18 protein-coding genes are annotated in these 19848 nt (G+C 38.1%); 11 read left to right on the top strand and 7 right to left on the bottom strand.

Annotation, left to right across the window (positions count from 1 at the left end; all coding sequences use genetic code 11):
- The first annotated feature begins 247 nt into the window (after positions 1 to 247).
- The 3 genes from H9L23_RS16095 (at position 248) to H9L23_RS16085 (ending at position 3390) form a co-directional block, all read left to right on the top strand.
- A complete protein-coding gene (locus H9L23_RS16095; RefSeq protein WP_187591363.1) occupies positions 248 to 1654 on the top strand; it encodes an ammonium transporter in 1407 nt (468 codons plus the stop codon).
- A 37-nt stretch (positions 1655 to 1691) separates the two neighbouring features.
- Positions 1692 to 2717, top strand: coding sequence for a porin (locus H9L23_RS16090; protein ID WP_187591362.1), 1026 nt, complete (start codon positions 1692 to 1694; stop codon positions 2715 to 2717).
- A 94-nt stretch (positions 2718 to 2811) separates the two neighbouring features.
- A complete protein-coding gene (locus H9L23_RS16085) occupies positions 2812 to 3390 on the top strand; it encodes a DUF4468 domain-containing protein (RefSeq protein WP_187591361.1) in 579 nt (192 codons plus the stop codon).
- Between the two features lie 10 nt (positions 3391 to 3400).
- On the opposite strand, the gene H9L23_RS16080 is transcribed toward H9L23_RS16085, so the two are convergent.
- Together H9L23_RS16080 and H9L23_RS16075 are read right to left on the bottom strand one after the other, a co-directional pair.
- On the bottom strand, positions 3401 to 3868 hold the full coding sequence (locus H9L23_RS16080) for an SRPBCC family protein (RefSeq protein ID WP_187591360.1): 468 nt from the start codon (positions 3866 to 3868) through the stop codon (positions 3401 to 3403).
- 504 nt (positions 3869 to 4372) lie between these two features.
- A complete protein-coding gene (locus H9L23_RS16075; protein ID WP_025145645.1) occupies positions 4373 to 4846 on the bottom strand; it encodes a ribonuclease H-like YkuK family protein in 474 nt (157 codons plus the stop codon).
- A gap of 238 nt (positions 4847 to 5084) precedes the next feature.
- Here H9L23_RS16075 and H9L23_RS16070 point away from each other — a divergent pair, with 238 nt between their 5' ends.
- From H9L23_RS16070 to H9L23_RS16040, 7 genes are all read left to right on the top strand, one after another.
- The gene (locus H9L23_RS16070) at positions 5085 to 5336 is read left to right on the top strand and encodes a hypothetical protein (protein ID WP_187591359.1); all 252 of its coding nucleotides are present in this window, start codon (positions 5085 to 5087) and stop codon (positions 5334 to 5336) included.
- A gap of 16 nt (positions 5337 to 5352) precedes the next feature.
- A complete protein-coding gene (locus tag H9L23_RS16065) occupies positions 5353 to 6657 on the top strand; it encodes a DEAD/DEAH box helicase (RefSeq protein ID WP_187591358.1) in 1305 nt (434 codons plus the stop codon).
- 116 nt (positions 6658 to 6773) lie between these two features.
- Complete coding sequence (locus H9L23_RS16060; protein ID WP_029274124.1) at positions 6774 to 7007, top strand: DUF1456 family protein; 234 nt, start codon at positions 6774 to 6776, stop codon at positions 7005 to 7007.
- Positions 6991 to 9681 (top strand): outer membrane beta-barrel protein, encoded by a 2691-nt coding sequence (locus H9L23_RS16055; RefSeq protein ID WP_187591357.1) that lies wholly within the window; start codon positions 6991 to 6993, stop codon positions 9679 to 9681. Before H9L23_RS16060 ends, H9L23_RS16055 begins: the two co-directional genes overlap by 17 nt.
- A gap of 59 nt (positions 9682 to 9740) precedes the next feature.
- Positions 9741 to 10478: a GDSL-type esterase/lipase family protein gene (locus tag H9L23_RS16050; RefSeq protein WP_187591356.1), complete on the top strand. Its 738-nt coding sequence runs from the start codon at positions 9741 to 9743 to the stop codon at positions 10476 to 10478.
- Between the two features lie 854 nt (positions 10479 to 11332).
- Complete coding sequence (locus H9L23_RS16045) at positions 11333 to 11680, top strand: hypothetical protein (protein WP_187591355.1); 348 nt, start codon at positions 11333 to 11335, stop codon at positions 11678 to 11680.
- An 18-nt stretch (positions 11681 to 11698) separates the two neighbouring features.
- Positions 11699 to 12094, top strand: coding sequence for a hypothetical protein (locus H9L23_RS16040; protein WP_187591354.1), 396 nt, complete (start codon positions 11699 to 11701; stop codon positions 12092 to 12094).
- Between the two features lie 141 nt (positions 12095 to 12235).
- Here H9L23_RS16040 and ettA read toward each other — a convergent pair whose 3' ends face one another.
- The 3 genes from ettA to H9L23_RS16025 all read right to left on the bottom strand — a co-directional run bounded on the left by ettA (position 12236) and on the right by H9L23_RS16025 (position 16490).
- Entirely contained in the window at positions 12236 to 13915 is a 1680-nt protein-coding gene (ettA, locus tag H9L23_RS16035) for an energy-dependent translational throttle protein EttA (RefSeq protein ID WP_025145637.1), read from the bottom strand.
- Between the two features lie 391 nt (positions 13916 to 14306).
- Positions 14307 to 15200 carry an endonuclease/exonuclease/phosphatase family protein gene (locus H9L23_RS16030; RefSeq protein ID WP_187591353.1) on the bottom strand — a complete coding sequence of 298 codons (894 nt, stop codon included), beginning with the start codon at positions 15198 to 15200 and terminating at the stop codon, positions 14307 to 14309.
- Positions 15201 to 15422: 222 nt separating this feature from the next.
- Positions 15423 to 16490, bottom strand: coding sequence for an SDR family oxidoreductase (locus H9L23_RS16025; RefSeq protein WP_187591352.1), 1068 nt, complete (start codon positions 16488 to 16490; stop codon positions 15423 to 15425).
- A 109-nt stretch (positions 16491 to 16599) separates the two neighbouring features.
- Here H9L23_RS16025 and H9L23_RS16020 point away from each other — a divergent pair, with 109 nt between their 5' ends.
- Positions 16600 to 17223: a Crp/Fnr family transcriptional regulator gene (locus H9L23_RS16020; protein WP_246474714.1), complete on the top strand. Its 624-nt coding sequence runs from the start codon at positions 16600 to 16602 to the stop codon at positions 17221 to 17223.
- A 22-nt stretch (positions 17224 to 17245) separates the two neighbouring features.
- Here H9L23_RS16020 and H9L23_RS16015 read toward each other — a convergent pair whose 3' ends face one another.
- Together H9L23_RS16015 and H9L23_RS16010 are read right to left on the bottom strand one after the other, a co-directional pair.
- A complete protein-coding gene (locus H9L23_RS16015; protein WP_187591351.1) occupies positions 17246 to 17692 on the bottom strand; it encodes a DUF1569 domain-containing protein in 447 nt (148 codons plus the stop codon).
- 209 nt (positions 17693 to 17901) lie between these two features.
- Complete coding sequence (locus H9L23_RS16010; RefSeq protein WP_187591350.1) at positions 17902 to 19296, bottom strand: glycosyl hydrolase family 18 protein; 1395 nt, start codon at positions 19294 to 19296, stop codon at positions 17902 to 17904.
- Positions 19297 to 19848 lie beyond the last annotated feature (552 nt).

The following is a 19848-nucleotide window of genomic DNA, read 5'->3' as shown; positions in this document are numbered from 1 at the left end:
GTAAAATGGTATAAAATGTATTTAATAAGGTGTTTTGTTTTTATTAAAAACTTGCATTAAAATCGGCTGTTTTTTTTGTTATTTTTATTTTTGGGGTTAATTTTTGTGTTGTTTTATAAAAATTACTGTTTTTTGTTAAAATATTCCAATTTAATAGTGTAAAAAATACATTATGTCGTATTTTTATAAAAATAAATAACCAAAAATCCCATTATTTAAATAATACTAACAAATTAAACTAAAAACTATGAGTAAATTCTCCTTTAAACAGTTTGCGCCTTTCGCGATCTTGATGATCGTCGCGATTTTCGCTCTATTTATTCCACTTCTACCAAATTTCGACGAAGGTAAATACAGTGCACCTGATATTGCATTTATTTTAATCGCAGCAGCACTTGTATTTTTAATGACTCCAGGCCTTGCATTCTTTTATGGTGGAATGGTTCACCGTAAAAATGTATTGTCTACCATGATTAAAAGCGTTGTAGCCGCAGGAGTAATTACCGTTTTATGGACAGTTGTTGGTTTTAGTTTAGCTTTTGGTGATACCATTGGCGGTTTTATCGGAAATCCATCAACATTTTTGTTCTTTAAAGGTGTAAATTCTGGTGCTCCACACCTTCAGGGAGGTGCTGATTTAACTATTCCACTTTCTTTATTTGCAGTGTTCCAGTTAATGTTTGCCATTATTACCCCAGGTTTAGTGGTAGGTGCGGTTGCAGAACGTATCCGTTTTACATCTTATATCTTATTTATTGTATTGTTCGCCATTTTCGTTTATTCGCCATTGGCGCACTGGACCTGGCACCCACAAGGTTTCTTATTTAAAATGGGTGTATTAGATTTTGCCGGTGGTACCGTAGTTCACATTTCTGCAGGTATGGCCGCTTTAGCTGGTGCATTGGTTTTAAAACGCAGAAAATCTCACTTAGAGCATAAAGAAGTTCCACCTGCAAATATTCCTTACGTATTAATCGGTACAGGTTTATTATGGTTCGGTTGGTTCGGTTTTAACGCAGGTTCTGCATTAAGCGCAGGTAGTTTAGCAGTTTCGGCATTTTTAACTACAAATACCGCTGCAGGTGCTGCTGGTTTATCGTGGATGTTCTTCGATGTAGCAAGAGGTAAAAAACCTTCGGTTTTAGGTTTCTGTATCGGTGCAGTAGTTGGTTTAGTGGCCATTACCCCAGGTGCCGGTTTTGTAAGCATTTCATCAAGTATATTTATTGGAGCTATCGCTGCTGTTATTTCTAACCTTGTGGTTTCATGGAAACAAAAAACCAGCTTGGATGATACTTTAGATGTTTTCCCTTGTCACGGTGTAGGTGGTATTGTTGGTATGTTGTTAACTGGTGTTTTCGCAACTAAAACAGTAAATGCGGCTGGTGCTGATGGATTATTTTATGGTAATCCGGCTTTCTTTATCACGCAGTTAAAAGGTGCTTTAATCGTAATCATCTTCAGCTTTGTAGTGTCATTCGTTATTTTCAAATTCGTAAATCTTATCAATCCGATCAGGGTTTCTGAAGAAGAAGAAGAATTAGGATTAGATGCTTCTCAACACGATGAGAAATACTCGCAAGGTACCTTATTGGTAGAAGAAAGAGCGATCTATATCGAAAGAAACAGTCCCTTAACAGAACCAATATCTTAAGGATTTTATAATATCTAAACTCAAATCAAGCTCAAACATGAAGAAACTTTTAACTGCTATTTTCGCAATGGCCAGCGCAAGCTGCGCCCTGGCGCAAGAGACCACCACATCACCACTTGAAATTTCAGGGTCGGTTGATACGTATTTTAAATATGATTTTGCCAAGAATCCATTAAATGCAAAAACATCTTTTGTAACCGACCATAATTCGGTTTCATTGGGTATGATTGATATTGCTTTGAAGAAAAAAACAGGTAAAGCCTCATTCGTAGGGGAGTTGTCTTTTGGTCCGAGGGGGCAAACGCAGTCAATTCCTGATGCTGCGGCTAACAATTCGTCATTCAATATCCAGAATTTATATGTTAACTACGATTTTACCGATAAATTTTCGATGACGGCTGGTTACATGGGTACATTTATTGGTTACGAGGTAATTTCGCCGGTTGGTAACTTCAATTATTCTACTTCGTACTTATTTACAAATGGTCCATTCCAGAATGCGGGTATTAAAGCAACCTACAAATTCAGCGATAAAGTAAGTTTAATGGCTGGTTTATTTAACGATTGGAACCTTTACAGTGCAACACGCGGTGTTTCGGCAATTGGTGGTCAGTTAATGGTTGCGCCTGTAGAGGGCTGGACAGCTTATATCAATGCCTTATCGGGTGCGGGTTATGGCGGTTACGGAACCATTATCGATTTAACTACATCGTATCAGATTACAGAGAAATTTAAATTGGGTTTAAATGCAGCCAATTATGATATCAAAGATAGTTCGGTACAGGGAAGTTATGCAGGTGCTGCGTTATATCCTCAGTATGCAGTGGCTGATGCTGTTACAATAGGTTTAAGGGGTGAGTATTTTAAAGCAAAAGCTTATGGTACTACCGCTGCTACTTCTACTACAGCCGTAACGCTTACAGCCAATGTTAAATCGGGAGGTTTAACTTTTATCCCTGAAGTAAGATTAGACCACAATAGCGATAAACCTTTCTTTAATAAAAGTGGTGCAATTGCGCCAAACGCTGGTCAGTTTTCTTTAGCAGCAGTTTACGCTTTTTAAGGAATAAATTTTCAAATATTAAGCCGTTCCGGTATACAATCGGGACGGCTTTTTAGTACCTTTAAATATTCGGTTCTTACATTAATCCATTCTGATGAAATACATTATTCTAATTTTTTTAGTCGCTTTTTCAATTGATATTTCTGCCCAGCAAAAACAGTTTTCTAAAGATGATAACGGTAAATTTATCTACTATAAAGTGGTTGATTCTCAATTGTTGAGTAAAGATACTTTGTTGCAAAGGGCTAAATCTTTTGTAAATGTGGCTTACAAAAAATCGATGAAGGCTGAGAGCATTACCGATACTTCTATTTTGGCCAAAGGAACTATGGTAATTGATAAAACCATTTTAGTGGCCGGGCACCCAAGCGGAGAAATCAGCTATAGTTTTGTATTTGAGGCCCGTAATGGAAAATACAGGTTCTGGTTAACAGATCTGCTGTATATCCCATACCAGCGCGATCGTTATGGAAATTTTGTTGCCACAACTAAAATAGGTACGCCATTAGAGCGGAACCCGGGTAAGCTTAATGCCGGTGCATGGAAGGATGTTGTAAACAGCGCCTATAATAAAATAGATAAATTTGCAGATGACTTTAAAAAGTATGTAGCAACCAATAGGGTAGAGAAAGCCAAAAAGAAAACTGAAACCATTTCTACCAAAAAATGGTAAGCGCTTTAGGTTAAAATTTACCGAAAAGTTCTTCAACTTTTTGATAACGAAACTTAAAAATTTCATTGATTTTGTTATTCACGATTACCGCATTTGCGATACCGCCAATCGGTCCCCAGCCTATGCTATAGTGTAAGGTATCGTGCATTAAAACTCCTCCATCTATTTTTTCGAAATGATGTTGATGGTGCCAGAAAGCAAATGGACCGAAACGCTGCTCGTCTATAAAATATTCTTTATCCTTAACATGTGTAATTTCGGTTACCCAACTTAACTTAATTCCAAAAAGGGGAGAAACCTTGTAAGTAATAATTAAACCAGGATACATTTTGGTGTTGGCCATATTTGGCGAGGTAACATCAAAAGTCATGTCTTTAGGGGTAATTTCTGCCAGGTTTAAAGGCGAAGAGAAAAAGTCCCATGCAGTATCTAAATCGATTGGGAGTTTCTGCGTAAATTCTAATCTGTAAGTTTTCAAATGCTTGTTTTAAACTACAACAACAAAGATGCGGTTTTGTTGGGTTTAACCGCAAAGTTTGCAAAGGGAAACGCAAAGATTGCAGTGTGGGGCGCTATAAATTCGTCACTCCCGTGCAGGGAAGAATCAATTAAAGAGAAAAACAAAAAAAATGTCATCCTGAGGGATAATTTATTTTATAGAAATCAGTACCAATGACAGATTTTTTGGGCAAATGCTAGTCTGCAAAAGGTCGTCAATTGCGAGAAAGGGTTTTTCAGCTGAAGAAGCAATCTTTCTAACATGGAGCGTTAGCAGGGAAGATTGCTTCGTACCAGCAATGACGATAGCATTAATGGGCGCTGTCAATAGTGGTTTGTCAAAGGACAGGTTATCTTTATTTTCGACTATAAAAGGTCTTCAACAAGCTCAGACTGACAACAACTGATGTTTAGCTTAATAATATTGGGAATAAAGGCTAGGCTTCGGTCCCCCTGACTTTCGGACTAATCCCCATCCTCCATCCTAATGTACCATCTTATCCGCACAGGTTGAACTGGCAAATGCTTCTGGTTTGGCCTTAAAAATAAAACCCATACTTAAAATATAACCCATGGCATCATTTAGCGCTTTGTTTGATTTAAAGGACGGGCTGGTGTTGATATCGGCATGTACTTCTAATGCTACATCATAAATATCAAGCAAATCGCAGATAGAATAAGCTGTTTCAATTGATTTCTGCACTTCCATCAGCATTCTTTCTTTAATGCTTACCTGTTGTGTGCTTTTTTCCTGGTGGATATACATAAAACCGCCATGATGTTCTCTTAACAATACAATTACGGTTGCAAAATCAGTTGTTGCACCTTTTACCTGGGAGTCGGTTCCGATGCAAACTTTGAGTTTAAAACCATTTTCGGTTTCTCTGATAATTGCTTTTTCTACTTCTTCAAGGATTGAAGACTGAATAACTTCGCCACTAAATTTTTTCCACGTCATACATTATGTTTTTTGAGGTTAATTCCAAAGGAATCCCCTTTGGGACAAATGGTAATCAGGTTTTTATAAAAATAAGCGCTATAAATTAAATATATGTTAAGTGCAGATTGTTTATTTGCTAACAAAAAGTTAGTTATCAACAAGTTAGTGATAATAATTCAGATCAACCTTTAAATTATTGAAACAAATCATTTATAGGGTCGTTAAATATGAGTACATTCATTAAAAATTCTTAATTATGAGAGCAGAACTAATTCAAGAACTTCAATTATTACAAAATAGCAGGGCCAATAAATTTGCGGATGAACTGGCTGACAGGATTTTATCATCTGTTGATGCCGTTAATGAAAAAGTGCAGTCATCAATGTCTAAACGTGGCAATATGCTGATGTTGTTAGATAAAAGATTAAATTTTTCGACCCTTCGTAAACTCAGAACAGGTTTTTTAAACCTTAACTTAGGGTACCGTTTTTGCCCTAAAGAGAAATGATTACCTTTATGGCGGAATGATAGAAAATGCCTTAAAAAAATTAAATATTTCTGCACTTAACGAGATGCAGGAAGCTTCTTTACATGCAGCTAAAACCGGTAAAGATGTGATATTGATTGCGCCAACGGGTTCAGGTAAAACGTTGGCGTTTTTATTGCCTTTACTTTCCAATTTAAAAACTGGCGTTAAAGGCGTTCAGGCTTTGGTATTGGTTCCTTCAAGAGAGCTTGCCCTGCAAATAGAGCAGGTTTTTAAGCAGATGGGTACTTCTTTTAAAGTAAACTGTTGTTATGGCGGCCATGCTGTAAGGATAGAGAAAAATAATCTTGCCCACCCGCCTGCAGTTTTGATTGGTACGCCGGGTAGGATCGCTTATCATTTGGAACATCAGAATTTTGACGAATCTTTTATCGAAACTTTAGTATTGGATGAATTTGATAAATCGCTCGAGTTCGGTTTTGAAAATGATATGTCTTATATCATCGGTTCACTTCTTTCCTTAAAGCAACGGATATTAACCTCAGCAACCAAAATGGAAGAAATTCCAGGTTTTGTGAAAATAAAAACGCCGGTTGAAGTCGATTTTTCAAAGAATATCGAAGCCAAACCAGATTTAAAGCTCAAAAAAATAATAGTCCCCGCTGATGAAAAGCTGGATTATCTATTCAGGTTATTGAGTAAAATCGGCAGTAAAAATACTTTGGTTTTTTGTAATCACAGGGAAACTGTCGACCGCATTAGCGATCTGCTTTTTGAAAACGGTTTGGGTCATGATGTTTTTCACGGCGGTATGGAACAGTTCGACCGTGAAAAGGCTTTACTAAAATTTAGAAATGGCAGTCACAGGATTTTGATTACAACCGATCTGGCAGCACGTGGTCTCGATATTCCTGAAGTGGAACATATTGTGCATTACCAATTGCCTTACACCGAAGATGCTTACATTCACCGCAATGGCAGGACTGCGCGGATGCACGCCAAAGGAACGGCTTATGCTATTTTAACTACCGAAGAAAATTATAAATATTTACCTGATGACATTGAGGAAGAAGTTTTATCGGATAAATATAAATTGCCGGAAGCAAGTGATTGGGTAACTTTATACCTGGCCCATGGCAAGAAAGATAAAATTAATAAGATAGATATTGTAGGTTTATTTTTGCAAAAAGGTAATTTAGCAAAAGAAGATCTGGGATTGATCGAAGTGAAAGATACCACGAGTTATGTAGCGGTTAAAAGAGGCAAAGTAGAAAAACTGTTAAAAGATTTAAGCGGTGAAAAAATTAAAGGAAAAAAACTTAAATTAGAAATTGCGAGTTAGTTTGGTTCATTAATAACTTTAAACATTCAATCATTTAATCATTCAATCATTCAATCATTCAATCATTCAATCATTCTGTCATTCAATCATTCCGTCATTCCATCATTAAAAAAAGCATGAGCAACAACGATATATTAAAAAAACTAAGAGTAGCCTTATCATTAAAAACAGAAGATATTATCACTATTTGCGACCTGGTTGGCTTTAAGGTAACCAAAGCAGAACTGGGCGATATTTTCAGAAATGAAGACCATGAGAATTTTAAACCTTGTGGCGACCAGATTTTGCGTAATTTTTTAAATGGTCTTGTAATTTACAAAAGAGGTCCGAGGGATGAGAAAAAGCAATAATTTATGCTTTTTATTATTTTTTATACTGATCACTTTCTCCTTTAACGCTCTCGCTCAGTCTCAGTTTAAAATAAGCGGCCAGGTAATCGATTCTTTAAAAAAGCCCATTGAGGGGGTAAGTATCCGATTGATTACCGATAAAGATACCCTCCGGACTAATTCAGATTCGAAGGGCGGTTTTACATTTTCAAAAGTAGGCCACAACAAATTCTACCTAAGAATTACGGCATTGGGTTATAAACCTTATGCATCACTTTACGAAATCGAATCTTCCAAAAAAAGTTCAGATCTGGATCCGATTATGCTCAAAACGGAAAGCATCCGCCTCGAAGATGTAGAGGTTAAAGTAAAGGTTGATCCCATTAAAATCAAAAAAGATACCATCGAATACAATGCAGGGGCCTATACCATTAGGGATAACGACAAGGTAGAAGATCTTTTAAAGCAGTTACAGGGCATCGAGGTTGATGAAAAAGGTGCTGTTACGGCAATGGGAAAAAAAATGACCAAGCTGCGGGTAAACGGTGAAGATTTTTTTACCAGTAATGTAGAAGATTACATCAGGCAGTTACCAGCAGATATTATTGCCAAACTACAGGTAATTGATGATTATGGTGATGAAGCTAATTTTACCGGGATAAAAATCGGTACCCCACAAAAAATGTTGAACCTGGTTACCAAGCCTGGGATGGATAAAGGCATTTTTGGAGGGGTAAATTTAAATTCTGCTACGAATAACGCGCATAACCTGGGAACCAACGGCAGTATATGGAAAAAAACAAAGCAGATTGGTTTTGGCGGTCGCTATGGCATTACTAATAATGAGTTTAGCGAAATGAATAATGGCGCGTTGAACGGTAATATCAGGGATAAACTTTCAAAAGAAATTAGCGTTAACGGGAGTTATAATTTTAGCAGCGGCACCAATAAATCCATCCAGAGCAATTACCTCGAAACTTTTAACCCGCAGGGAACCATTTACGATTTAAGGGAAAGCGCCAATAAATCCAACTCTTTAAACAACAACATTAATCTGGGTTTAAATGGCGCTACAAAAAAGAATTATTTTAATGCTTCGCTGGCTGGCTCTTTGGCTAATACCCGGAATGATGCTTTTTCTACCTCCAATAAAACAGGCTACATCAAGCAGGATCTTATTTCCAATTCAGGTTCCCGAAATAGTAATCCAAATCTTAATGGAAGCATAAACTGGTCGAGGCGTTTAGCCAATAACAAACGTTCGCTATCCATGGGTTTCAATTTTGGCAGCAGTGGAGGAAATAGCAACAGTACCATTAATGATATTATCCGTTATTATAACGAAACCACCAATGTACTGGTTAAAGATTCGTTATTAAACCGTTTGGTAGATAACAATACATCAAATTCTAACTTTGGCGGAAATATCCAGTTTTCCAACTCTTTAAACAAAGCAAACGACAGTACCGGCTACAGTTTTATAAATTTTTCATACCGTTTTTCGGTAAGCAGGAGCCGGAACCTGCAAACTACATCGGTTACTAATCCTTTAGGAAATAGTTTTGTTGTCGATTCATTAGGGCAGGATTATGTATCTAATTTCATTAACCAGAACATCAGCATCGGTTTTAATACCAATAGCAACCGGATCAGTTATAATTTTGGGCTTAATTTTTCGCCGAGCATCATCATCGGTAAATACCAGAACACCGGGCAGGAACTCAAAAATTATCAGCTGAATTTTTCCCCTTCAGCCAATTTAAGCTATCAGATTAAAGACAATGGAAACCTGAGTTTTGGCTATAATGGTTATACCAATTCTCCCGATTTTAACAAACTGCAGCCGGTTAGGAATAATAATGATGTGCAGAACCTGATTATTGGTAACCCCGACCTGAAAGCCACATCGAGCCATACTGCTGATCTGAGTTTTAATAAATTTAGTACGAAATCTGGCTTAAGTATTATGGCCGGCTTATCGGGAACTTTCGCTATCAACAGCGTGGTAAGCAATACGGTTTTCCTTCGTGATACGCTGAACAGTTTAAAGCAACAAACCACCTACGAAAATGTGAATGGTATTTATAATGTAGGTGGAAATTATTCTTTCAACAAAAGGATGCTTGATAATAAACTGTCCTTATCTATAAACGGGAATATTGCTTACAGCCACAATGTTTTTTATACCGATAATGTATTGAACAGGAGTAGCGGTATTAACGTTTCGAATGGATTTAGGTTTAACCTTAATCAGAAAAAATATTCTTTTAATACCAGTGCATCATACAGTTTCAGTTCAAATACCTATTCGGTAATGAACCAGAATATTAAAAATGTGCAGGTTGTGGCTTTGAGCGGAAGTGCCAGCTGGATCCCCGGTAAGCATTTCCGGGTAAATGCATCGGCCTCTAAAAGTTTGAATTTTGGTTATAGTTTATATGCCGGCAATCCTTTATTGGTAAATATGGGAATAAATACCTCATTCCTTAAAGGTAACAAACTCCTATTCTCGGTCCAGGCGAACGATTTATTTAATCAGGGCGCACTTTTTAGTACGAGTATTACCAATAACTCCATTTCCGAAAACAGGACAAGGTTTATCAGCCGTTTTGTACAGGCTACATTGAGTTATAACCTGAGCCAGTTTGGAAACAGAAAAGGTAAAACGAATGGTAACTTTAATGCCGACGAATAAAATAATTAAACCCAGATTATTTAGTTTAGCGTTTCGCTCGTTTACCTATTATATATCCCATGAAAAGTAAATTCTTATTTTTTATTTTGCTGATTTCTACAGTCAGTTTGTTCGGCCAGGCTCAGAAAACAGATTCGTTAAGCAATAAACCTCAAAAAGAAAACTTTGCCGATGATTGGGCGGCCCTTACGAAATACCAGAAAGAGAACGAACTTTTGCCACCACCAAACCGAAAAGAAAAGCGGGTGGTATTTTTAGGGAGTTCGATTTTTGAATTCTGGAAACAGAAAGATCCTGAATATTTTAATAACAACCCTTACCTGGATAGGGGAATAAGCGGACAAATTTCTCCGCAGTTGCTGATCCGCTTCAGGCAGGATGTGATTAACCTTAAACCAAAGGTGGTGATTATTTTAGCGGGAAGTAACGATATTTCGGGAAATACCGGTCACGTAACCAACGAAAAGATTATGAACAACATCAAATCGATGGCAGAACTGGCCCGCTTACACCACATTAAAGTAATACTGTGTAAGTATTTACCTGTTTACCAATATCCATGGAATAAAAGTATTGAACCGGCTGAAATTATTGTTTCCCTGAATGAAATGATTGCTGCTTATGCAAAAGAGAAAAATTATACCGTGCTGGATTATTGGACGCCATTGGTTGATGAACGTAAGGGCCAGCGACCGGAATTAACAGTTGACGGCGTTCACCCCAACCTTGCCGGCTATAAGATTATGCAAGGGGTAACGGATGCGGCGATAAAAAAAGCTCTGAAAAACAGGCATTAGACGTTCATTGGTTCATTAGCCATTGGTTCATTGGTTAGCGTGGTGCAAAAGTACTCAGTGAATATAAAATCATTATTAATGCCCTTCGACTCCGCTACCATTAACAGATTTAGAAAGGTCGTCATTGCGAGGAGAAACGACGAAGCAATCTTTACTGCTAGCGATCCTTGTTAGAAAGATTGCTTTGTCGGCTGAAAAAGCCTTCTCGCAATGACGGATTTGGCGGCCTATCATTGCGCCAAGATTCTTCTGTTATTTATATTGATTTTTATAAAATAAATTATCCCTCAGGGTGACAAACGCATGAGGTATTCCGTGTTTTCTGAGAATCTGTGGCTGGAAAGTTTGTTAGTCATTGGTTCATTAGCCATCGGTTCATTGGTTAGCGTGGTGCATAAGTACTCAGTGAATAAAAATCATTATAAGACCCTTCGAATCCGCTCAGGGTGACAAACGCATGAGGTATTCCATGTTTTCTGAGAATATGTGGCTGAAATTTCATTGGTTCATTAGCCAATAGTTCATTGGTTAGAATGCTGCAAAAAGATTTTGTGTTTTCTATGAATAGAAACGTCGTCGTCATTTTAACCGAAGCAACGCGGAGTGGAGAGATCTGCATCGATAAATTTAACTTCGCTGATCAATCATGGTTCCAGACAACACTCAAAATAACGAAAACTATTTTTATTTTGTGAATTTTCAATAATATTTGAAAGTTTAATAAGTTTTATTTACTTTTACATCGTGAAAGGGAATTGAAATAGAAAGATTTACAAAATGCTTTAAAAGAGGCTTATTTTTTTAATCTATATTTTCATTTTTTCCTGAAAGTTGTATAATTAAAATATTTGGTTATGGATTACAATATACTCGGATATGCCATCTTTATAACGGTTATCGTTTTCATCATCGTTGTGGTAGGGAAGATATGTTACCGGAACGGAAATATTTTTGTTGCCGAACTCATTCCAGATCACTTGGATCTCTGTCAGCAGATTAATAAATCGCTTTTGGTTTCTTATTACCTGGTTAATATTGGCTATTGCGCCATGACGTTGGTAGGCTGGGAGACGATCCTTTCATCGCAGCAGCTTATAGAAGTAATGGCGGTGAAAGTGGCCACCATTGTGTGCATCCTGTCTGTTCTTCATTATTTAAATATCTATTTGCTTACCAATACCATACATAAATTAATAAAATAACACCTTAAACTTTTCATTATGGAAACGACAAAAATTTTAATCGGCTATGCAGTTTATTTACCAATTGCACTTTTTCTGACTTTTTATGTTTCAAAAACGCTGTTCAAAAACAGTAAGATATATATGCTTGATATTTTTAAAGGGAGGGAAGAAATCGCGAATGCGACTAACAAACTTTTCGAAACGGGCTTTTACCTGCTCAATATCGGTTTCGCACTGTTGATTATGAAGATTACGATCGGCGCAAACGATTACCGCAGTTTAGTTGAGGCACTAAGTTCTAAAATAGGTGGTTTTGCCATTTACTTAGGGATTATGCTGTTCATCAATCTGTATTTCTTTTTCAGGGGAAAACGCAAAGCGAAAGAAAACCAAAGACCTGCACAATTTGTACAGCCTGGACAAGTTTATTAAAGATCGTCATCCCGAATTAATCCGGGATCGTAATACAAGAAGCATTAAGATCCCCGCCTGCGCGGGAATGACGATAACTTTAAAGTAATTCAAATAATGTCTCTCAAACAAAAAAGTCCCGATTTTTATCGGGACTTTGTATTAATCTAGTTTTTTATACCGGATGCGTTTCGGCGTAACATCACCCAAACGTTTTTTACGGTTTTCCTCATAATCTGAGTAGTTACCTTCAAAGAAATAAACTTCAGAGTTGCCTTCGAAAGCAAGGATGTGCGTACAGATCCTATCTAAGAACCACCTGTCGTGACTGATTACCACCGCGCAACCGCCAAAGTTTTCTAAAGCCTCTTCCAATGCACGTAATGTATTTACATCGATATCGTTGGTAGGCTCATCCAGTAACAATACGTTTGCACCTTTTTTCAACGTGATGGCCAGGTGTACACGGTTACGCTCTCCGCCAGATAAAATGCCTACTTTTTTCTGCTGATCGCCGCCATTGAAGTTGAATTTCGATACATAAGCACGTCCGTTAACCGCTTTAGTACCCAATTGTATATTATCTAAACCATCGGTAATATTTTCGTACACCGTTTTATCGGCATCCAGGTCATTGTGCATCTGATCCACATAACCCAGTTCTACGGTTTCACCAACGCGGAAAGTACCTGCATCTGCCTCTTCCTGTCCGGTAATTAAACGGAATAAAGTGGTTTTACCCGCACCATTTGGTCCGATGATACCCACAATACCTGCCGGAGGTAATGAAAAGTTTAAATTATCGAATAATATTTTGTCGCCATAAGCTTTGGTTACATTCGTTGCTTCGATGACAACATTACCCAAGCGCGGTCCGGCAGGAATGAAAAGTTCTAATTTATCTTCCCTTTCTCTGCCATCTTCTGAGGCTAATTTATCATAGTTGGCTAAACGTGCTTTAGATTTTGCGTGACGTGCTTTTGGGGCCATGCGTACCCATTCTAACTCACGCTCTAAAGTTTTCTGGCGTTTGCTCTCGGTTTTCTCTTCCTGAGATAAACGTTTTGCTTTTTGATCTAACCAGCTGCTGTAATTTCCTTTCCATGGAATACCTTCACCACGGTCTAACTCTAAAATCCATCCCGCAACGTTATCCAGGAAGTACCTATCGTGGGTAACAGCGATAACAGTACCTTCATAATTTTGTAAGAACTGCTCTAACCAATCGATACTTTCGGCATCCAGGTGGTTGGTAGGCTCATCCAGTAACAATACATCAGGGTGTTGAAGCAATAAACGGCACATGGCCACACGGCGGCGCTCACCACCTGATAATACTCCGATTTTAGTTTCAGGATCAGGACAACGCAAGGCATCCATTGCTCTTTCTAATTTCGAATCGATTTCCCAGGCACCTAAAGCATCAATTTTATCCTGAAGTTCGCCCTGTCTGGCCATTAACTTATCCATCTTATCAGCATCAGAATAGTTTTCTTCTAAGCCAAAAGCTTCATTCACTTCTTCGTACTCTTTTAAAATGGCGGTTACTTCGGCAACGCCTTCTTCCACAACTTCGCGTACGGTTTTTTCAGGATCCAGGATCGGCTCCTGTGCCAGATAACCAACAGAGTAACCCGGTGAAAAAACCACCTCGCCCTGATAAGATTTATCTAAACCGGCAATAATTTTTAAAAGGGACGACTTACCAGAACCGTTTAAACCGATTACCCCGATTTTGGCTCCGTAAAAGAAAGAAAGGTAAATATTTTTTAAAACCTGTTTTTGTGGCGGGTAAATTTTATTTACACCAGCCATTGAAAAGATTATTTTTTCGTCAGACATTATAAGATATGTGATTTAATTAGTTTAATGTTTTTCTATAACATGGATAAGGTAGGATATACCGAATTGTCTACAAAGATAAGAACAACGGGGCCATAACAAAATGGTTTGTTTAGCTTATTTATTCCAACTGCCAACATTCTCCTGCTTAAACTAAACTGGTATTAGCTTTAAGCTAAGACCAAATTCATATCAGTATAATGTATCATGACAGACAAGTATATTATTTATCAGCTTGCTTATTGATGATCATGCCCAGATAATCCTCTGCATGATCGGTATTCATTTCGACCCACAATGGCAGGTGATCGCTCATTTGATAGGTTTTGAAATCATTAAATTCTTTATCGGTTATAACCGGAGCGCTGATATGTTTTGCGATCCGATCTTTTTAATTATCAAAATTATTGAAAACCGTTTTGTAGAAGTCAAAAATTCCTGCATTCTTAAAGGTGATGTCGTTGAATTTATTATAGTATAAGATCTGATCGTAAATTTTATCCTGCTTTACATTACTGCCCGCAAGTTTATTCTTGAGTATCGCATCAGGAATCTTAAATGAGGAGGATGTTGCTGCCTTGTAGGTATCACTCAGTGTATCCTCAATATTGAAATCGCCAAGTACGAACAGGTTATTTGAACGTTCTTTCTCTACATAATTTTTTTTCAGAAACCCGGTTAAGTTTTCGATTTCTGTTACCCTTCTTTTGTATTCATCTGAAGTTTTTGAGGCTTTTCCGTAATAGATATGAACCGTACAGATATCGAATTTTAGCCATCCTGACTGAAAACGTATCATGTAAGGTGCCCTTGCAAATGCATTTTTATAGCTTTCGCCCGGAAGAATAATCTGTCCGGCTACGTTCTTAAACGAAACGGTGCGTTTATCATAAAGGAAGGCCATTCTTTCGCGGTTACCCGAAACGCCATCGGTTACCAGACTGATAAAGCTTCCCCAGTCGTTACCCAGTATTTTACAGATATTGTTAAAATCTGTCAAATCATCACGTACTTCCTGAATGGCGATCAAATCGAACCGGGAAATAACCTCTGCAATATAGTATAGCGACTCACGCATTCTGCCATTATACTTGGTATTGCCAAACTCTCTGATATTCCAGGTTCCTAATATGAGGTTTCCAGTCAATTTTTTTTCAGGGATTCCATCTTTGGAGGAGAGCGACTTTCTTAGGTCGACAATATTTTTAATTACCGAATCGCGGTCTGCTTTGTCCTCAATAAAAAGCGTTTGCTCTTTTCTGGGGTTTAGATAAAAATAATTCATAACGATGTTTGGTTTTTTTAGATTGGTTACACTAAAGTTAACCATCTTAACATTCGTTATATAGCGTGAAACCACCCTAATTTTTGTAGCTCTAATTAGTCTTCTTTGGTTTTTATTGCTGTTTTTTGCATTCTATTCAATAATTCTGTATATGATGGTGATACATAAATCAATCAATATGATCGATTTATGCATTTTTCACTTACACCTTAGTGATAGTATTTAAGGAATCAATTTCACTGCACTTAGTTTTTTAAATAAGTCAAAAAATGATTCCTCCGTATCTTGAAAAACAGTGAAGCCTAGTTTTCTACTTTTCGACATATCGGTCATCACTTCAATTGGTCTCCCCAAATCGAGGTCGGTATGCCAGGCTGATGCCAAACGGCTCAAGTCTGTTTCTTTTAAGTGATATTTCTCCGCAATCTGTTTCCAGATATCAGAATCGTTAGCCATTTCTAGCTCCAAAGGTTGTATTTTATTATTGTATCCTTCAGCTTCTATATCGAAATAGGCTGCTATACGTTTCCACAACCTGCTCCAGCGGAATACATCTCCGTTAACCACATTGAAAGCCTCGTTACGGGCAACATCGGTAGTAGATGCCCATATCAGGTGTTCGGCCAATATCCTTGCATCGGTAACATCAGATAGGCCGTTCCATTGTGCAGCTGAACCCGGCCATTTAAACGGACGGCCTGTTTCCTTACAGATAGAGGCATACACGGCCAATGTAGTTCCTAAATTCATGGCATTGCCAACTGCCTTACCAATAACCGTATGTGGCCTGTGGATGCTCCAGGTAAAACCATCGCGTGCTGCTGCGGCATATACTTCGTCTTCCTGTGCATAATAAAAGTTCTCAATATCTAGCCTGGGATGTTCTTCTCTTAAGGGAGTTTCGGGCAAAAAACCTTCTTTAGCGTAAGCTTCAAATGGACCGAGGTAATGTTTTAATCCGGTTACCAATGCCACATGCAGAACTGAACCCTTTTCTGACAGCACATTAAGGAGGTTACGCACCATCAAACTGTTTACCCTGATGTTTTCGGCTTCGGTGTCGTTGCGCATCCAGGTGGTGATGTAAACATGGGTTGGGGAGATATCTGCTAAGGCAGATTTAAGACTGGTGATATCTAAAAGATCTGCTGCAACAGGTTTAAGTTTCTCAATTTCTATGTTTGGTGTGCGGGCCAGGCCGTAGGTTTCCCAGCCTTTTGCAATCAGGCTTTCGGCCAGATTACTTCCAGTAATACCGCTTGCGCCAACAACTAATGCTATTTTATTCATGATATACTATTTTTTTACAAAATTACCACTGCCAAGGCAGCACCTGCTTGACTTCGATCAAATAATACACTTGATCTGGATCAAGCGCCAAACGATAGACATTCTTTCATTGAAAAAATTATCTTTGCTTTCTCTAATGATTAGTTTGCCCATGATTGATGTACTCTTCAGCCATATTGAGGAAAAAGTTATTCTTAAAGATGAGGATCGGGAGACCATATCAACCTTTTTTTCGTCTAAAAAGTTGAGGAAGCGACAATATTTATTGCAGGCAGGAGATGTTTGCCAACACCTTACGTTTGTGTGCAAAGGGCTGCTCCGCACTTATAATGTAGATGAAAAAGGCGATGAACACATGAGTATTTTTGGATGGGAAGGCTGGTGGTTATCTGATTTCAACAGCTTTTTATCAGGCGAAGCGGCACTATTTAATATTGATGCAATAGAAGATTCGGAACTGTTGATAATTTCGCGGGCAGATTATGATGCGTTAACCCTTGCTGTGCCCATTATGGACCGCTATTTCCGCATACTTTACCAAAATAGTTTAGTTACCAAAGAGCGGAGATTGATGAGTTCTATTACGCATACCGCCGAAGAAAAGTACCTTTTACTTGTTGAATCCAATCCGCAGATTATCGAACGCATCCCACAGAACCTCATTGCATCTTATCTCGGTATTGCACCCGAAACACTGAGCCGTATTAAAAGGAATCTGGCTTTCAGAAAATAAAAGTATTCCTAACATTTTTTTTCTAAGCATTAAACTGGCGGAGATGATGGTCGGTATGTTTATAAACCAGTTGACCAACCTGCTCTTGGTTTAGTTTACCAAAAAAAGAATGTACAATTTCATGCTCCTGAGGATTTGCATATTCATTCAGCAAGGCAATCCATTTTTTTCTTTCGCTTTCTATATCACCGCTTTTTTCTTTGATCTTAAGCTGGCTAAGGGTGGGCGTTTTCTGTTTGATCGGACTATCATCCTGTGTAAATTCTTTGAGTGCCATTTTTCCGAACAGCCTGCCTAAAAATACACGTTGATATTTATTTTTGCCCAACATCATTTCTTCGTATACCCTACAGTGTTTCAACATCTGGTAAACGTTCATCTTTCCCCATAGAGCAACACTATTTTTATTAAGGGTCTCAATCCGGTCAATCAATTGTATCCGAACAGTTTCATCAAATATTGTTTTCATGGCTTTGTGTTATTTTCTTATCAAAGCTATAGAACCAAATCTGTATTTATGAGGTATAAAAGAGCCAATTATAGGGCGTTCTGAGCCAGATTAATAAACGGATAATAATAAATTAATGTGGATTTTTCGAAATTATTCATGCAGAACCGAATGATTCCGCATGAATTTACGATTAGATAGAAAGCCGTTAAGTTTAGCCTGCTCTATCATTAGTTTTTAGAAAAGTACTCCCAGCCTGAAGCAGTAGCACGGGTACAAGTCATGGCTTGTGTACCATTTTCGCTTGAAAGATATTTTCCATTGTTGCCCCTGAAAGCAATTTTGCCATCTGCTGCAACCACCCAGTCGAATTTTTCCCAATCGCTGATGGTGGCACGGTTACACGTAACGGCCTGTGTGCCATTTTCTGATGATACGTATTTACCCATACTTCTTAAAGCCACTTTACCGCCGCCGGCATCTACTACGGTAAATTGTTCCCAGGCCTGTGCTGTTGTGCTTGTACAGGTGATGGCTTGCGTGCCGTTCTGACTGTTGACGTATTTATTATTGAATCCTTTAAGGGTAATTACCGTTCCATACGGGATACTCGATCCACCATTGTTTACACGGGCAATTATGGCATCGTTAATGGCACTAAGTAACGAATTGCCCCCTGTAGCATCCGCGTTCAGGTCCCAGATCATGATTCCACCAGTACGGTCATAAGCCAGGTTTGTTTTATTTTTGATAGTAGGAATGCCGTTGTAACCAATGTTGCCAAAGGTATCTGAATTTGGATTTCCACCCTGGGCAAGAATGTCTTTATAATCAAGGTATGAAGAAGATGAGCGGCCATAAAAAGGTACTCCTAAAGTGGTTTTAGCTGCAGAAAGCCCTCTACCTTGCCAATAATTGATCGAGTTTACCGCATAATTATAGGTAGAGTGATTAGCGCCATCGCCATCATAAGCCATCAGGTTAAGGAAATCAACTGCGGTAAAAACAGCATTCTGGATACTTCCGCCATTCTCAGAAACTACCGCTGCGGTCAGCAGCTTTCCGTTGTTATGCATCGCTGTGCTTAACTGTTGCATCAGGAGTGTGTAGTTATTGGCCGAGCTTCCATTATCCGGATACTCCCAGTCAATATCCACCCCATCGAGGTTATACTGGTTTACAAAACTGATCATATTATTGGTGAAATTGGTTCGGTAGGTTGAATTTGCAGCCAGGCTTTCGAAGGCACTATCATTCCCGTTATTCCATCCGCCAACAGCTATAAGCACTTTTACACCTGCGGCATGCCCGGAGCTAACCAGGCTTTGCAATTTGGAAGGGTTTTCTACAGGTTGCAATCCACCGGTTGAATTTGGCAGTACAAAAGCATAGTTTATGTGAGTAAGTTTGCTAAACTGAATTTGGTTAACTGCTCCGGCCCATGAAGGCATATAACCTACCACCCTGAAGGAGGTTCCCGCAATAAGCGGGCTAACGGCCATTTCCTTTTTCTTGCCTTCAAATAAATCGGTTTGCTGTTCAGGATTTATTTCCGGTTTTTTACAGGAATAAAGAACAGTAAGCGCCAGCAATGTGCCAAGCCATGTTTTTGTTGCATTTCTCATAAGTTTTTTAATTAATTGGTTAGTGATTTATTCAGGTTATTTATCTGATCATTCTTTTGATAAGCCTTGTTTAGAATATGGCCAAAGCGCATAGTTTTACGTTTCAGTATATAAAGTATTGGTGCTCAATAGCTTAATTCTGAAGCCTTATCTATACTAATGTAAAATTATTATACGGCTTGTGTGGTTTTAATATTACGTTATAGTCGTTTATCTTGATTGTAGAGCAGTTCTAACGATTGAAATTTTACATGGGAAATGAAATAATTAAGAGATTGATCAATTCTTTTTTAATAAAGCTGAAGAAGCATTAAATAACTTTGTTTAATAAGCGGTTTGATACTTTATGCCGGGCTATAGTGCTAACTAATTATGAACTAAGTAGAATGGTATGATTTTATGTGGAATTAATACTAAAGAAGATAAGATAAGTTCGAAACCGAGCTTATTAAGTATCAACGAGGGTGAAATAAGTTCGAAACCGAGCTTATTAAGTACCAACGAGGGTGAAATAAGTTCAAAATCGAGCTTATTAAGTACCAACGAGGGTGA

The organism is Pedobacter roseus (assembly GCF_014395225.1).
GTDB classification, from domain to species: Bacteria; Bacteroidota; Bacteroidia; order Sphingobacteriales; family Sphingobacteriaceae; genus Pedobacter; species Pedobacter roseus.
Note: the sequence above shows the minus strand (reverse complement) of the source record. Positions and strands in the feature narration are given on the sequence as shown.

Coding starts and splice junctions, on each gene's coding strand:
- H9L23_RS16055 (WP_187591357.1), top strand. CDS start 6,991: ATGAGAAAAAGCAATAATTTATGCTTTTTATTATTTTTTATACTGATC.
- H9L23_RS16045 (WP_187591355.1), top strand. CDS start 11,333: ATGGATTACAATATACTCGGATATGCCATCTTTATAACGGTTATCGTT.
- H9L23_RS16030 (WP_187591353.1), bottom strand. CDS start 15,200: ATGAATTATTTTTATCTAAACCCCAGAAAAGAGCAAACGCTTTTTATT.
- H9L23_RS16040 (WP_187591354.1), top strand. CDS start 11,699: ATGGAAACGACAAAAATTTTAATCGGCTATGCAGTTTATTTACCAATT.
- H9L23_RS16050 (WP_187591356.1), top strand. CDS start 9,741: ATGAAAAGTAAATTCTTATTTTTTATTTTGCTGATTTCTACAGTCAGT.
- H9L23_RS16070 (WP_187591359.1), top strand. CDS start 5,085: ATGAGAGCAGAACTAATTCAAGAACTTCAATTATTACAAAATAGCAGG.
- H9L23_RS16095 (WP_187591363.1), top strand. CDS start 248: ATGAGTAAATTCTCCTTTAAACAGTTTGCGCCTTTCGCGATCTTGATG.
- H9L23_RS16015 (WP_187591351.1), bottom strand. CDS start 17,692: ATGAAAACAATATTTGATGAAACTGTTCGGATACAATTGATTGACCGG.
- ettA (WP_025145637.1), bottom strand. CDS start 13,915: ATGTCTGACGAAAAAATAATCTTTTCAATGGCTGGTGTAAATAAAATT.
- H9L23_RS16025 (WP_187591352.1), bottom strand. CDS start 16,490: ATGAATAAAATAGCATTAGTTGTTGGCGCAAGCGGTATTACTGGAAGT.
- H9L23_RS16065 (WP_187591358.1), top strand. CDS start 5,353: ATGATAGAAAATGCCTTAAAAAAATTAAATATTTCTGCACTTAACGAG.
- H9L23_RS16060 (WP_029274124.1), top strand. CDS start 6,774: ATGAGCAACAACGATATATTAAAAAAACTAAGAGTAGCCTTATCATTA.
- H9L23_RS16075 (WP_025145645.1), bottom strand. CDS start 4,846: ATGACGTGGAAAAAATTTAGTGGCGAAGTTATTCAGTCTTCAATCCTT.
- H9L23_RS16010 (WP_187591350.1), bottom strand. CDS start 19,296: ATGAGAAATGCAACAAAAACATGGCTTGGCACATTGCTGGCGCTTACT.
- H9L23_RS16090 (WP_187591362.1), top strand. CDS start 1,692: ATGAAGAAACTTTTAACTGCTATTTTCGCAATGGCCAGCGCAAGCTGC.
- H9L23_RS16085 (WP_187591361.1), top strand. CDS start 2,812: ATGAAATACATTATTCTAATTTTTTTAGTCGCTTTTTCAATTGATATT.